Origin of the sequence: Pseudophaeobacter sp. 1A16562, assembly GCF_041008785.1 — a bacterium.
GTDB classification, from domain to species: domain Bacteria; phylum Pseudomonadota; class Alphaproteobacteria; order Rhodobacterales; family Rhodobacteraceae; genus Phycobacter; species Phycobacter gallaeciensis_A.
Genome location: NZ_JAXGFT010000028.1, coordinates 1 through 14,177, shown reverse-complemented (window position 1 = coordinate 14,177; position 14,177 = coordinate 1). Strand labels below are relative to the sequence as shown.

The 14,177-nt window shown below is 61.8% G+C and carries 13 protein-coding genes and 1 tRNA gene; 6 read left to right on the top strand and 8 right to left on the bottom strand.

Annotated elements, in window-relative coordinates:
- The first annotated feature begins 178 nt into the window (after window positions 1-178).
- Window positions 179-520 carry a DUF2853 family protein gene (locus SM764_RS22115; protein WP_065272032.1) on the top strand — a complete coding sequence of 114 codons (342 nt, stop codon included), beginning with the start codon at window positions 179-181 and terminating at the stop codon, window positions 518-520.
- A 299-nt stretch (window positions 521-819) separates the two neighbouring features.
- Here SM764_RS22115 and SM764_RS22110 read toward each other — a convergent pair whose 3' ends face one another.
- The 4 genes from SM764_RS22110 to tsaD are packed head-to-tail and all read right to left on the bottom strand — an operon-like array spanning window position 820 to window position 3,572.
- A complete protein-coding gene (locus SM764_RS22110; protein ID WP_368948950.1) occupies window positions 820-1,242 on the bottom strand; it encodes an EVE domain-containing protein in 423 nt (140 codons plus the stop codon).
- On the bottom strand, window positions 1,242-1,514 hold the full coding sequence (locus SM764_RS22105) for a YciI family protein (RefSeq protein WP_065272034.1): 273 nt from the start codon (window positions 1,512-1,514) through the stop codon (window positions 1,242-1,244). The genes SM764_RS22110 and SM764_RS22105 overlap by 1 nt, the downstream gene beginning before the upstream one ends.
- 1 nt (window position 1,515) lies before the next feature.
- Window positions 1,516-2,478 carry an NAD(P)H-dependent glycerol-3-phosphate dehydrogenase gene (locus SM764_RS22100; RefSeq protein ID WP_369002818.1) on the bottom strand — a complete coding sequence of 321 codons (963 nt, stop codon included), beginning with the start codon at window positions 2,476-2,478 and terminating at the stop codon, window positions 1,516-1,518.
- Window positions 2,475-3,572 carry a tRNA (adenosine(37)-N6)-threonylcarbamoyltransferase complex transferase subunit TsaD gene (gene tsaD, locus SM764_RS22095; protein WP_368948948.1) on the bottom strand — a complete coding sequence of 366 codons (1,098 nt, stop codon included), beginning with the start codon at window positions 3,570-3,572 and terminating at the stop codon, window positions 2,475-2,477. Before tsaD ends, SM764_RS22100 begins: the two co-directional genes overlap by 4 nt.
- A 73-nt stretch (window positions 3,573-3,645) precedes the next feature.
- Between tsaD and SM764_RS22090 the strand changes: the two genes are divergently transcribed.
- The 3 genes from SM764_RS22090 to SM764_RS22080 all read left to right on the top strand — a co-directional run bounded on the left by SM764_RS22090 (window position 3,646) and on the right by SM764_RS22080 (window position 7,361).
- Entirely contained in the window at window positions 3,646-4,404 is a 759-nt protein-coding gene (locus SM764_RS22090) for a uroporphyrinogen-III synthase (protein ID WP_369002817.1), read from the top strand.
- A 79-nt stretch (window positions 4,405-4,483) separates the two neighbouring features.
- Window positions 4,484-5,791, top strand: coding sequence for a COG4223 family protein (locus SM764_RS22085; RefSeq protein WP_369002816.1), 1,308 nt, complete (start codon window positions 4,484-4,486; stop codon window positions 5,789-5,791).
- Between the two features lie 10 nt (window positions 5,792-5,801).
- Entirely contained in the window at window positions 5,802-7,361 is a 1,560-nt protein-coding gene (locus tag SM764_RS22080; RefSeq protein ID WP_369002815.1) for a heme biosynthesis protein HemY, read from the top strand.
- Between the two features lie 167 nt (window positions 7,362-7,528).
- Here SM764_RS22080 and SM764_RS22075 read toward each other — a convergent pair.
- Window positions 7,529-7,604: transfer RNA gene (locus tag SM764_RS22075), tRNA-Thr, on the bottom strand.
- A 359-nt stretch (window positions 7,605-7,963) separates the two neighbouring features.
- Between SM764_RS22075 and SM764_RS22070 the strand changes: the two genes are divergently transcribed.
- Both SM764_RS22070 and SM764_RS22065 read left to right on the top strand, forming a co-directional pair.
- The gene (locus SM764_RS22070; protein ID WP_065272040.1) at window positions 7,964-8,254 is read left to right on the top strand and encodes a hypothetical protein; all 291 of its coding nucleotides are present in this window, start codon (window positions 7,964-7,966) and stop codon (window positions 8,252-8,254) included.
- Between the two features lie 66 nt (window positions 8,255-8,320).
- Window positions 8,321-8,842, top strand: a complete 522-nt coding sequence (locus SM764_RS22065; protein WP_237028359.1) for a hypothetical protein — start codon at window positions 8,321-8,323, stop codon at window positions 8,840-8,842.
- A 49-nt stretch (window positions 8,843-8,891) separates the two neighbouring features.
- Here SM764_RS22065 and SM764_RS22060 read toward each other — a convergent pair whose 3' ends face one another.
- The 3 genes from SM764_RS22060 to SM764_RS22050 all read right to left on the bottom strand — a co-directional run bounded on the left by SM764_RS22060 (window position 8,892) and on the right by SM764_RS22050 (window position 14,018).
- Window positions 8,892-10,943 (bottom strand): DEAD/DEAH box helicase, encoded by a 2,052-nt coding sequence (locus SM764_RS22060; RefSeq protein ID WP_369002814.1) that lies wholly within the window; start codon window positions 10,941-10,943, stop codon window positions 8,892-8,894.
- Window positions 10,944-11,193: 250 nt separating this feature from the next.
- Entirely contained in the window at window positions 11,194-11,619 is a 426-nt protein-coding gene (locus SM764_RS22055) for a hypothetical protein (protein WP_065272042.1), read from the bottom strand.
- 302 nt (window positions 11,620-11,921) lie between these two features.
- Entirely contained in the window at window positions 11,922-14,018 is a 2,097-nt protein-coding gene (locus SM764_RS22050; protein ID WP_369002813.1) for a molybdopterin oxidoreductase family protein, read from the bottom strand.
- Window positions 14,019-14,177 lie beyond the last annotated feature (159 nt).

Below are 14,177 nucleotides of genomic sequence, written 5' to 3'. Positions count from 1 at the left end.
TACAAGGCAGAGACCGGATCGGCGCCGGTTACCTGCCCCCGGACGGCAAAGGCCTGGCTTTGAGGCAGGATTGCAAAAATTCCCGTTGCCCTGTCGCGTTCTGCCCTTAAGCTGATCCTGGCCATTATGTGACCGGAAGGATCCGGAGCCGGGTCCGCCCCAGAAGGGAGAAAAGACTTTGGGAAAACGTGACGACCTGATTGCACAATATGCAGATGATCTGAAAAACAAATGCGGCATGGATCCGGATATGGACCTGCTGACCAAGGTGACCATCGGCTGCGGCCCCGCGATCTACGATGCGGATGCCTCCACCGTTGCCTCCAGCCAGGAGAGCGAGCTGGAAACCGTCAAACAGAACTTCCTGATCAAGAAACTGGGTCTTGCTGACGGGCCTGAACTGATGGAGGCGATCAACAAGGTCGTCGAGATCTATGGCAAATCTGAGCGCAACAAATACCGGGCGGTTTTCTACTACATGCTGACCAAGCATTTCGGCAAGGAAGCGGTTTACGGCTAACCCCGCCAAAGCCAGTTAACACCTTTAAAATACACAGTTTGCAAACGCCCCCACCCGGGGCGTTTCGCATTTTAACGGTATTGTCGAAGCTAATGAATTGCGGAATCCAACTTCTCTGGGCTATCTATAGTTCAACCCGCCAGGAAGGCAGGAACCGAATTTCTCATACGCGTGTGGTGGCTACGGAGCACGCGGGGTGAAGGGAAGGTCCTGCATTCGCTGGGCCTTCCCTTTTTCGTTTTCAGAACAAGTATTTGGGACAAAGGTCCATGGATGTGGTCATTTGACCCAGCCAAGGCTCAGTTTGGATCGGTTCCGCCCAGATCGCAGATGATGCGCCACTCTTCCTCGCTCACAGGCTGCACCGACAGGCGTGAGCTTTTCACCAGCACCATCTCTTCCAGCCGGGGATCGGATTTGATCTGCTCCAGGGATACCGGCGTGGTGAAGCCGCGCACCGTCTTGATATCCACGCACTCCCAGCGCGGATCATCCGTGGTGCTGTCGGGGTGCGCCTCGGCGCAGACCTCGACAATGCCAACCACGGATTTTTCTTTCTGTGAGTGATAGAAGAATCCGCGGTCGCCCAGTTTCATCTGGCGCATGAAATTACGCGCCTGATAGTTTCGCACGCCGTCCCATTCCTCACCCGCGTCGCCCTTGGCCTGCTGGTCCTGCCAGCCCCAGGTCGAAGGTTCGGATTTGAACAGCCAGTAAGCCATCAGCCGACGACCTTTTTCCAGGTGATCAGCTCGACCGCCTCAAACAGGCCCGCCTTGTTGTAGGGATCATTCGCCGCCCAGGCCTCGCCCGCGGCCATATCCTCGACATCCAGAATGATCAGCGATCCGACCATTTCGCCGTTCTGATCCAGCAACGGCCCTGCCTGCGCCACGGCGCCAGTCTCTTCGATATAGGCCAGATGCGCGGTGCGATTCGCCATCCGGGTTTCCAAATGCCCGGGTTTATCGCGTGCAATCAATGCTATAAGCATTTTATTCCTCTTTTAATGGTCGTGACAGCAGTTGAGCGGTTGCGTCATGAATCGTCAAGCGGCCATCCAGCAAAGCGACCACGGTTTGTGTGATCGGCATGTCCAGCCGCATGTCCTCGGCCTTGGCGGCGGTGGCCCGGGCGGTGGCGGCGCCTTCGACGGTGATGGAGGGATCGAAACTATCTCCCCGGCCAATGGCAAATCCCAGCCGGTAGTTGCGCGACAGGTCCGAACTGCAGGTAAGCGTCAGATCGCCAAAGCCCGACAATCCGGCCAGCGTTTCGGCGCGGGCACCGCAGGCCAGGGCCATGCGCTGCATCTCCGCATAGCCACGGGTCATCAGCGCGGCGCGGGCGCTTTCGCCAAGGCCCGCACCGATCACCGCACCGCAGGCGATTGCGATCACGTTCTTCAAGGCGCCGCCCAACTCGGCGCCCACCGTATCCGTGGTGCGATAAAGCCGCAGATTGGCCGTGGTCAGCTGCTCTTGCAGGGATGACCCAAGCGCGGCGTCCTCACAGGCCAGCGTCAGTGCCGTGGGCAGCCCCCGCGCGATATCGGCGGCAAAGCTGGGGCCGGTCAGCAGGGCGGCTTGTGCCTGTGGCAGGCAATCCCGGATCACCGAAACCGGGCCCATCCCGGTGCTGAGCTCGATCCCCTTGCAGCAGGCCACCAGGGCCTTGCCCGCCAACGCATCGCCTTCGGCCATCAGCAGCCCGCGCAATTGCTGCATCGGAACGGACAGCAAGATGGTGTCGCTTTCCGCCGCTTCGGCCAAATCCGAGGTGACGGTCAGCTCTGGCGGCAGATCCACGCCGGGCAGGCGGGTCTCGTTTCGGCGGCTGGTCTGCATCTGCTCGGCATGGGGCTGGCTGCGTGCCCAAAGTGTGACGGGCCCATTGCCAGCCAGCGAAATCGCCAGCGCCGTGCCAAAGGCGCCCGCGCCCAGGACCGAAACACTCATGCCTTGGCCCCCTTTTTACCCGAGCCAAGCAGCGCGGGGCTGCTCTGATCCAGCGGCCAGCGCGGCCGGGCTGTCAGGTCCAGCCCGTCGCGCGCACCAGATCGGAACCGCTCTAGCCCGGCATAGGCGATCATCGCAGCGTTATCGGTGCACAGGCGCAGGGGCGGCGCGGTGAAGGTGGCGCCTGCCTCGGCGCAAACATCCTGTAGTGCGGCGCGAATGGCGGTATTGGCGGCGACCCCGCCGGCCACGGCAACGGTCGGGGATGCCGGGTTTTCATCCAGATAAAGGCGCAAGGCGCGGCGGGTCTTCTCGGCGAGGGTATCGACCACGGCGGCCTGAAACCCGGCGCAAAGGTCGGCGCGGTCCTGCCGGGTCAGCCCGCCTTTTTCCGCGACAATCTGATCGCGCATCCGCATCAGCGCGGTTTTCAGACCCGAGAAGGACAGGTTACAATCAGGCCGGTCCAGCAGCGGGCGCGGAAAGCGGAACCGTTTGGGGGCGCCATTTTCCGCCTCGGCCTGCACCGAGGGGCCGCCGGGCTGCGGCAGGCCCAACAGGCGCGCGGTCTTGTCAAAGGCTTCGCCCGGAGCATCGTCGATGGTGCCGCCCAGACGGGTGAAATCCTCTGGTCCGCGCACGATCAGATACTGACAATGCCCGCCGGACACCAAGAGCATCAGATAGGGAAAGGCAATGCCATCGGTCAGCCGCGGCGTCAGCGCATGGCCCGCCAGGTGGTTCACACCGATCAGCGGCAGGCCGGTGGCGGCGGCAATCCCCTTGGCGCACATCACGCCGGACATCACCCCACCAATCAGCCCCGGCCCGGCGGTGACGGCCACCGCGTCTAGGTCTTTCAGGGTGACACCGGCCTCTTTCAAGGCTTCAATCACGCAGATATCCAGCTTTTCCGCATGCGCCCGCGCCGCGATTTCCGGCACCACCCCGCCATAGGCGCTGTGCAGCTCGGTCTGGCCAAAAACCACCGACGACAGGACCTCGGCCGGGGTATCTCCGGTCTGGCGCACCACAGCCGCTGCTGTATCGTCGCAGCTGCTTTCCAGCCCAAGGATCGTCAGGGTTTGTGTCATCGTGCTACCATTGCATCAGGTTGGCGCCGGGGCTACCACCTATGACAGGTGCAAACAATCCCGGGAGCGCGATGTGACGGATCCGAAGACCGGCCCTGCCGTGGGTTTGCTGATGACGCGGCCGCTGCCCTCGGCCCGCCGGTTCGTGGAGGACCTGCCTGCTGAGACACGCGCAGGGCTTACCGTGATCTATGCGCCGCTGATGCGGGTTCAGCCATTATCTGGCGCTTTGGGCGCAACGGATACGCAGGGCGTCGGGGGGCTGATCTTCACCTCTGCCAATGCGGTTGCCACGGCGACCGGACAGGTTTCCACGGATCTGCCTGCCTATTGTGTCGGGCAGCGCACCACGGCGGAGGCTATCGGCGCGGGCTGGTCCGCGCAATGTTTGGGCCAGACCGCCGATGAACTGGTATCCCGCCTTGTGGATATGCGCCCACCCGCGCCCTTGTTGCATCTGCACGGGCGTCATACGCGGGGTGATGTGGCGCAGCGGCTGACGGCTGCGGGGCTGTCCTGCCGCGAGAAGGTGATCTATGATCAGGAGCTGCTGCCACTGAATGAAGACGCGCTGCGGGCAATAACGTCGCAACAGTCGCTGATCGTGCCGGTTTTTTCGCCACGAACTGCGCGGCATTTCGCCCAGATTTGTCCCGATGCGTCGAATTTGCATCTGATTGCGCTGAGCGAAGCCGTTGCGAAACCACTGAAAGTCTTGAATTGCAGGGACTTGCAGGTATGTAACACGCCCGATGCAGGTGCGATGAGTACACTGGTCCGTGATGCCGCAGATGCTTTGGCGCGGGTTGAGGGTCCCGCGCACGGGAAGTAATGTCGCGCTTGGGGTTGAGCGCCAGCACCGCAGGATTCAAGCATGAGTCGCAGCGGTGAGAATTGAGGGAGATGCCGACGTGGCTGACAAGAAAACTTCGGATGATGTGACCGGGTCGGACGCCAATGATGTGACTGCATCAGAGGTGACTGAGGTCGAAACCCCGGAACCGGTTGACTCGCAAGAAGAAAGCCCGGCGGACACTTCCGAAGCCGAAGCCGAAGCATCGAGCGAGACGGACGCAGACGCAGACGCAGACGCAGACGCAGACGCAGACGCAGACGCAGACGCAGACGCAGACGCAGACGCAGACGCAGACGCAGACGCAGACGCAGACGCAGACGCAGACGCAGAAACCCCTGAACCGGCGCCCGCGGAACCGCAACAGGTGATCGAACGCGTTGTCGAAAAACGCGGTGGCTTTGGCTCAGCCGTCCTTGGTGGGGCTGTCGCTGCTGTCATCGGATTTGCCCTGGGGCAAGGCGGCGTTTTGAACAGCATCCTGCCGCCCAGCCTGCGCCCGGCCAGTGTCGATGTCACCGCGATCGAAGCAGAGCAGGCCGCTTTGCGGTCGGATCTGTCGGCGCTGAAAACGCAGGTCGAGGGGATCTCCATTCCCGATCTCGCGCCGCTTTCGCAGCGTATCGACGCTGTTGAAGGCACCGTTGGTGATCTCTCCGCACCGCAAAGTGACGCGCTTGAGACCGAGATTGCCGCGCTTGTGGAGCGTTTGACTGCGCTAGAGCAACGCCCGGTGGCCGATGCCGGATCGCCCGAGGCCATTGCCGCAGTGGATGCCCAGCTTGCCAAATTGCAGGACAGCCTGGCCGCGCAACGCGCCGAGGTTGAACAGATGCTCGCCGAGGCCCGCCAGATGGATCAGGCCAGCGCCGAGGCCGCCCGTATCGCCAGTGCCCAGACCGTGCTGGCCCGTCTGCGCTCCAGCCTCGACAGCGGTGCCAGCTACGCGGGGCTTGTCGACGAGTTGGCAGCCCTTGATGTTACCGTGCCAGAGGCGCTGACCTCCCCTGCCGACAGCGGTGTGGCAACGCTCACCGGCTTGGCCGATAGCTTCACCCCGGCCGCCCGCAGCGCCCTTGCTGCTGCGCGGGAAGAGACCAAGGGCACCGGCGGCGTGATGGATTATCTCAAACGTCACCTCGGCGCGCGCTCGGTTGCGCCGCGCGAAGGCGATGATCCGGATGCGGTCCTGTCCCGCGTCGGGGCGTTGGTGGATCAGGGCAATATTGCCGATGCGCTGGCCGAACTGGACGCACTGCCCGAAACCGCCCGGACCGCCCTGGCGGACTGGGAATCGGCTGCCCGCAGCCGGGTCGCTGCGGTTGCCGCAGCGGATGAACTGGCCCAAAGCCTGAACGCGAAATAAGGACCCTGCCATGCTCTGGTCATTGCTGAAAATCCTCGTCTTTGTTGTAATCGTCGCGCTGCTGGCACTGGGTGCGGGGATCCTGATGGAAACCGCCGGGGGTGTGCAGATCACCGTCGCAGGCACTGAATATACCCTTGGCGCGCTGCAATCCGTGATGGCGCTGGTGGCGCTGGTCGTGATCGTCTGGCTGTTCTTCAAACTGCTGTCGCTGCTGGTTGCCACGCTGAAGTTCCTGAATGGCGATGAAACCGCCCTGTCGCGCTATTTCGACAAGGGACGTGAGGCAAAGGGCTATCAGGCGCTGTCTGACGGGCTGATGGCGCTGGCCTCGGGCGAGGGACGTCTGGCGCTGGCCAAGGCATCGCGCGCCGAACGTTATCTGGAGAAACCCGAACTCACCGATCTTCTGACCGCGCAGGCCGCCGAAATGGCGGGCGACACCAAAAAGGCTGCTGCCGCTTACAAACGGCTGCTGGGCAATCAGAACACCCGGTTCGTCGGCATTCGCGGCATCATGAAGCAGAAGCTGTCCGACGGTGATACCGACACCGCCCGGCAACTGGCCGAAAAGGCATTGGCGCTGCGCCCGAAACACGAAGAGGTACAGGATACGCTGCTGCAACTGCAGGCCCGCGCCGAGGATTGGGCCGGGGCGCGCAAGACCCTTGCGACCAAGTTGAAGACCGGCACCCTGCCCCGCGATGTGTTCAAACGGCGCGACGCGGTGCTGGCGCTTTCGGCCTCCCAAGGGGTGATCGAGGAAGGCGCAACCGTGGAGCAGCGCGAACAGGCCATCGAGGCCAACCGCCTGTCGCCCGATCTGGTGCCTGCCGCAGCCATGGCCGCGCGCGCCTATATCGCCAAGGGCAAGACCCGCAATGCTGTCCGGGTTCTGAAAAAAGCCTGGGAGGCACAGCCGCACCCCGATCTAGCGCATGCCTTTGCCGAAATCGAACCGACCGAAACCGCTGCCGAGCGGGTCAAACGCTTTGGCCAGCTGGCGCGCCTGAAACCGCATGACGACGAAACCCGTCTGGTGATGGCCGAGTTGAACATCGTTGCCGAAGATTACCCCGAAGCCCGCCGGGCCCTGGGCGATCTGGCCGAACGGGCGCCGGATGCACGCGCCCTTACTCTGATGGCCGCGATTGAGCGCGGCGAAGGTGCCCCGGATGCGGTGGTTCAGGGCTGGCTGACCCGTGCGCTGACCGCGCCGCGTGGCCCGCAATGGGTCTGCGAGAACTGCAACCACATTCACGCGGAATGGGCGCCGGTCTGCGAACATTGCACCAGCTTTGACACGCTCAGCTGGAAGCGCCCCGAAACGGCAGAATTCGCCAGCGCAACGGGCGCCCACATGCTGCCGCTGATCACCGGCGCGGCGAAACCTGCCGTAGCCCCGGAGGCCGGGGATATCCCCGAAGCGGAATTGATCGATGCGGATGCGCCTAACAATTCCGACGATGTCAGCACAGCGGATGACCGGGCCGAGGACGATCAGAACGCTGAGCCGGGAAACGGCGACACGAAGCGCGCTGAAGACGTGGCCGAAAAAGACGCCAAGTAACCGCCCGACTGTGCGGCCCGGCGCTGCACAGTCGGATCTGACCCATGATCTGCCTTCTCTCGTGTTCAGCGGGGTGAGACGGCAGAGACCTTTCGCCTGAAAGAGCCCCAAGAAGCTCTGAACATGCAAAACTGAGGCTGACCGGAAAATTCGAACTGGCTGGAAAGTGGTGCCCCAAGACGGACTTGAACCGCCGACCTACTATTTACGAAACAGTTGCTCTACCGACTGAGCTATTGGGGCTACGCGGCTGATCATTTAGCTCCTCACTGCCCACCGCGCAAGGTAAAATCTCAAAGCAGAACAGGCACCAGAGGGCAGGAACGGCTGTGCCGGCAGGGTGGTATAGTTGGGTCCCGGCGCTTGTCAGTGTTTCAAAAAACTAAGGCGGCGCGGAACCCGAAGGCACCGCGCCTGAAAATTTTTCGGTTCTAAAATAGTGTTCGGCTGCCACCACTCACGGTTTAACAAAAGCGGCCGGACGAAAGTTATACTACCGTACAATAATAACGTGTCAACATGATACCATTTGCTGTTTTAGGCTGTTCGTGTATTACACTCTTGTGACACACACTTGGCATTAAAAATTAATACAGGACGCTATGTCTGACATTTCCAAACTGACAGAGTTGCGAAAACTGATGCTCGATATGGAAAGCTCGATGGGGCTTCAGGAGCTGTCTACGGTTGAACGTGATGTGTACTACGCCGCGAGCGACTTTCCGGACACCTCTGACGGCGTGCGCACCAACACCATCCGGGCGCATGCCATCGTGGCCAGCATGTCGCGTCCGACATTTTTCCGGGCCTTGAAGTCGCTGGTCGGCAAAGGATATCTGGAGCAAAGCGGCAGCGCGAGCCGGGGGCGATATCTGGTGAAGGCACCCAAATAGGAACAGGGGGCGTCACACAGATGAAGGCGGGGACGGGATTTGAAAGCTCTGGCGACAGAAACAACAGTGGTTACACTGTGCTACCTGCTGGCTTGCCTGGTCGCCTTCGAACTGCTGATGCCGATCCAATTGAGAGTCTTTCCCGGCGTTGAAAGCGATTCCAGCCTTCTTTTCCTTCCGCATGGGGTGAAGGTGCTTGCCGCCTGGCTGCTGGGGTGGCGGGCAACTATTGCGCTGTTTCCCGGCGTCTTTCTGGTTTTTCTGTACTTCTCAGGGGCCAGTGTTCTTGAACCGCCCCGGATCGCTGCAATGGCGATTGCGGTTCTTGTTCCGTCGGCCGTCTTTCACCTGATCAAACTGGCCGGATGGGATCTGTCGCCTTATTCCGGCCGCAGGCCACGCTGGGCCAGCATCATGTTTGCCGGATTTCTGGTTTCCGTGGTGTCTTCGGTGCTCAGCAATCTGGCCTTCCAAAGCCCGCCCCAGGATTACTTCGTTTACCTGATCGGTGACTTCTTTGGATTGTTCTTCTTGTCACTGATCCTGATGTTCCTGTTCCGCGCCCTGCGCAAACACCAGATGCGTTGAGCCTATAAATCAGGGCAAAGACTGCGCTTTGCCCTGATGTCATCTCAGATCAGCTTTTAGGCCGACGGGGTTTTGCGGAACCGCCTTTTCCCGCCTTGGCCAGGGCCGCACGGGCCTTGTTCTTCTTGCTGTTCGGCTTGCCCTTTGGCGGCGGCGGTCCCTTGGGGCCGCGGGTCGCGAAATGCGGTTTGCCGCCGTCCTTTTTGCGCAGGCTCTTGCTGGCATCGCCCGCGCCGGGCTTGCCTGCTGGTTTACTGGCAGGCTTGCTGCGCGGGGTCACCACAGCGTTCGGCTCGCGCGGGGCGGCGGCCTCGTGCTTCTTGTGACGGGGGCGCTCGCCCCGGTCCGATTTGTTTGCGCGGGGTTTGCGCGGACCATCGGATTTGTCGAAGCCTGGCTTGTCATAGGACCGTTCAACGCGCCGGTCATCCGGGCGTGAGTCCTGACCACGATGCGGACGTTTTCCGCCCGGCTTCGGTCCGTCGAACTTTCTGGGGCCACCGGGGCGGCCTGCAGGACGTCCGGCGGGGATGTTCGGCGGGCTGTCCAGTTGCGTCAGCTTGGTGCCATCGTCCAGCACCATCTCGGTGCCAAGCGCCGCTAGAAATCCGGCTGCGCTGCTTTCGCGGATTTCGGCAAAGGTTTCATCCTGTTGGATGCGGATCGCACCGATATCGGATTTGGTGATATTACCGGCCCGGCACAGCATCGGCAGCAACCGGCGCGGATCGGCGCCTTCGTTGCGCCCTGCGGCGATCGAGAACCAGACGCTGGGACCAAAGGGTTCGCGCGGCTCGGGCTTGGCGTTTGCTTCGGACAACTCTTCAGGGGCAGAGCGGGCACTGCGCCACAGCCGCAGATAGGCTGCGGCCAGTTGTTCTGCCGAGAAGGCTTCGCTCAGCTGTGTCACCATGGGCCGTTCGCTGTCGCTGACCGGTTCGTGCCAGGCGGGGTCGGCCAACACACGTTCGCCATCGCGCTCCGACACGGCCTCGGCCGAGGGTGCGTTGCCCCATTCGGCCTGCAGCTTGGCCATTTTCAGCAGGCGCTCGGCCTTTTTACGGGCTTTCGGCGGCACGATCAGCGCGCTGACGCCCTTGCGACCGGCGCGACCGGTCCGGCCGGAACGGTGCAGCAGGGTTTCGTGGCTGGAGGGCAGTTCGGCGTGCACCACCAGATCAAGGTTCGGCAGGTCGATCCCGCGCGCCGCCACATCGGTTGCGACGCAGACGCGGGCACGCCCGTCGCGCATGGCCTGCAGGGCATGGCTGCGTTCGGACTGTGACAGCTCACCCGACAGGGCCACGACCGAAAAGCCACGGTTCGACAGGCGTGTCACCAATCGGTTCACCATGGCGCGGGTGTTGCAGAACACGATGGCATTGGGTGCCTCATAGAACCGCAGCACGTTGATGATGGCGTTTTCATCGTCGCGCGGCGCCACTGCCATAGCGTGGTATTCGATATCGCTGTGCTGCGATTTCTCGGCGACGGTGGTGATCCGCATGGCATCGCGCTGATAGCTTTTTGCAAGCTGGGCAATTGCCGGGGGAACCGTGGCGGAGAACAGCAGCGTCTGACGCTCTTCCGGTGCCTCACCCAGAATGAACTCCAGATCCTCACGGAAACCGAGATCGAGCATTTCATCGGCTTCGTCCAACACCACTGCGCGCAACTCGGACAGGTCGATGGACCCACGCATGATATGGTCGCGCAGACGGCCCGGGGTGGCGACAACGATATGAGCGCCCCGGTCCAGCGCCCGGCGCTCATCCCGCATGTCCATGCCGCCCACACAGGAGGCGACAGTTGCACCGGCCTCACCATAGAGCCAGCTGAGTTCGCGTTTCACCTGCAGGGCCAGTTCGCGGGTCGGTGCAATCACCAGCGCCAGCGGCAAAGCTGCCGAGCCAAAACGGTCTTCATCGCCCAGAATGGCTCCGGCGATGGCGAGGCCAAATCCGACGGTCTTTCCCGAACCGGTCTGCGCCGAAACCAACAGGTCCGCGCTGCCCAGGGCCGGATCGGTCACGGCCTCCTGAACGGGAGTAAGTTTGTCATATCCACGGCGCTCCAGCGCCATAGCGAGTGTCTGTTTCAAAGGAAGGTCTGCTTTTTTCTATAGGAGCGGAGGCGGCTCGGGAGGTGGCGCAAAATGCTGCGCCGGTGCCGACAATTGGCCGCGTATAGGGCATTCAGACCCGAATGTATAGCTATCTTGTCATCTGGCCGGTATGCGGCCAGCGCGGGGCAGCGTTAAGCCTAGCTTGGCGTCAACCGCGCTACGCCGATCACCCGCCGTGCCCACATTCTGTTGCGGCTGACGGCAGGGGGCAGATTGTTGACGTTTTTCAGGACGGTGACAGGGACACCGGCTGTTTCAGGCTCACGCCAACCTTGGCCAACTGGGCGCCAAGCTCGTTGATGATTTCGTCCTGTTTGCTGCAATCCGCGATAATCTTGTAAAAGTTTTCGACGTCGTCTTCGTTCAGCACGGGCCGGGAATCGCACAAAGCGGTCGCGCCGTCTTGTTCTGGTGTCTCGGACCCGGTTACCATCAGGTCGCTGCGGGAAATGCCAAAGCACCGGTGCAGAACTTCGATACGAACCAGGCTTTCCAACGAATTCCGGTTTACCCTGATGCAGTCGGGCGCTTCATCCAGGCAGGTTTCAGCGCAGGCTGCCAATTTCTTCCATGAGATCAGCCGGTCGATTTCGGACAGAATTCTTTCTTGCCGCGTTGCCTTTTTCTTCCGTCCGAGCAGGTTCTGTATCATTGCAGACCGTCCTTCCGCTTGAATAAAAACCGGTTAAAAAACCGTTCGATTTCGATATAAACCAATCTTTATTTTGAGCGGGTTTGAGTCAATCTAGGGGGCCATGGGCAATCGTTCAGCCAGCACTCCCCTTTTGGCGGCGGCATGTACTGAACGGATACAAAGGGCCAGAAAGGGAGCAGCACCTATCCTTTTGTGCATTTGACAGCCCTTTTCTCGAGGTATCCCCAATCAGATTGGCCTGCGGTCCGGGACCGGGTCCAGCCCCGAGAAAAGGCCCCGGATATCGCCTGCTCTGTCGCCTATGCGATAGCCTTCACTGCCACCGGAACGCCGTTAAAGGCCGCATTGCCGCTGATGGGATCAATCCGGGTGTCATCCGTCAGATCATTGATCGAGACGGTCTGAACCCGGGTCGCCGTGGTCAGTTTCCCCTGTCGCTGTCCCCAGCCCTGCGGGATAGACACCACCCCCGGTGCAATCTCATCCGTCACCTCGGCCGGCATGGTGACCTGCCCGACACGGCTGTGCACCGCAACGTCCATCCCGTCCTCAATGCTCAGCCGGTCCGCATCGGCGGGGTGCATCTGCACCGTGCAGCGGTTGCGCCCCTTCACCAGACGCTGGCTGTTCTGTGTCCAGCTGTTGTGGCTGCGCACCTGTCGGCGCCCGATCATCAGCAGCGGGTAATCATCGCTGACCGGCGGCTCAAAGGCCAGCAGTCGCGGCAAGTCAGCAAGGAACACCTCTGGCGCCAGATCCAGCTTGCCATCCGGTGTTTCCAGCCGCTCGGCAAGGCTTTCAACAAGCGGCCCCAGATCAATCGCTCCGGTCTCAGCACCCAGCATCGCGTCTGTCGTCACCCGATCGCCGTGGTATCCGCGCGGCAAAAGCGCTGTCAGCGTCTCAACTGGCGAAGGGCCGATGCTGTTGCTGCCACTCAACCTCGCGGCCAGCCGGGCGATGACCTCCCACTCCTGCGGGTTGTCATTGGGCGGCGTAAACACCGGCTCGGCAAAGGCAGCGGTGTTGCGCACGGCAAAACTGTGGAACACCATATCATAGACGTGCTCTTCAAGCGCCACGGTGGCGGGCAGGATCAGATCGGCATGGCGGGTGGTGTCATTGATGTGCAGATCAATCGACATCATGAAATCCAGCTGCTCCATCGCCGCCCCGATGCGCAGCCCGTTGGGCGCAGTCAGCACAGGATTACCTGCCACGGTGACCATGGCCCGGATCTGCCCCTCGCCCGGAGTTTCCATCTCCTCGGCCAGGACCGAGACAGGGAACTCCCCATTATACAGCGGCTGGCCGGACACCCGCGAGCGTTTCTCGGGATAGCTGCGTACGCGCCCCTTGCGGCTGGTCATACCCACGTAATCCAGCGCTGGGGTGGTGAACATGGCGCCGCCCGGGCTGTCAAAATTGCCGGTGATGATATTGAGCGCATTGCTGGCCCATTGGCACAGGGCACCAAAGCTTTGTGTCGAGGCCCCCATGCGCGCATAGCTTACCGCCGAACCGGCGCGGGCAAAATCATGGGCTAGAGAGCGGATAGTATCTGCGTCGATACCGGTCATTTTTGCCGCAAGGTCTGGAGTGAACGGTTGCACTGCCTGTTTCAGCGCATCGCGACCCTGCACCACCGGATCCAGCGCACCGGGGCTGTCCAGACCAGTCGCAAAAACCTCATGGATCAGGGCAAGCAGGAAAAAGGCATCGGTCTCAGGGCGGATGAACAGATGTGCGCTGGCCTTTTCGGCGGTTTCGGTGCGTCTGGGGTCCACCACAACGCTGCGCCCACCGCGCGCGTGCAGCTCCTCCATCCGCTTGCCAAATCCCGGCGCGGTCATCATCGACCCATTCGACACCAGGGGATTGCCGCCGATGATCAGCATGAAGTCGGTGCGGTCCACATCCGGCACCGGGATCAGCATCGGATGGCCCAGCATGTGGATCGAGGCGACGTGATGCGGGATCTGATCCGCCGTGGCCGAGGAATAGCGGTTCTGCGTCCCCAGCGCCTTGACCAGCCGCGGCAGGGTCAGGAGGTTGCCGAACTTATGCGCGTTGGGGTTGCCCAGATAGGTCCCCACGGCGTCCTTCCCGTGGGCCTCCTGCACCTCTTCGATCCGGGTTGCGGCATATTCCAGCGCCTCCTCCCACGACACTGGCACGAACTGGCCGTCCACCTTTTTCAACGGCGTGGTCACCCGGTCCGGGTCGGTGCGGAAATCCTGCAGGGCAATCGCCTTGGGGCAGATATGCCCCCGCGACAGGGGATCATCCGGGTTGGGTTTGATGGACACGACCTCGGTGTCGGTATGCGTGACGATCAACCCGCACATGGCTTCGCAGATATTGCAGGTCCGGAATTGTGTCTTTTGGTCGCTCATGGCTGCCTCCCCTGTTCCTCCCGGTCCAGCGGCGTGCAAAGCCACAGGGACCAGGATCAGCCTAGACCAGCCGTCGTCACCTTGTCAGAGCCTTATCCCGCGTCTTTCCGGTTTCGACCAAACGTCATCTCGCAGTTTCTGCGCCCTATCGAAGCCAAT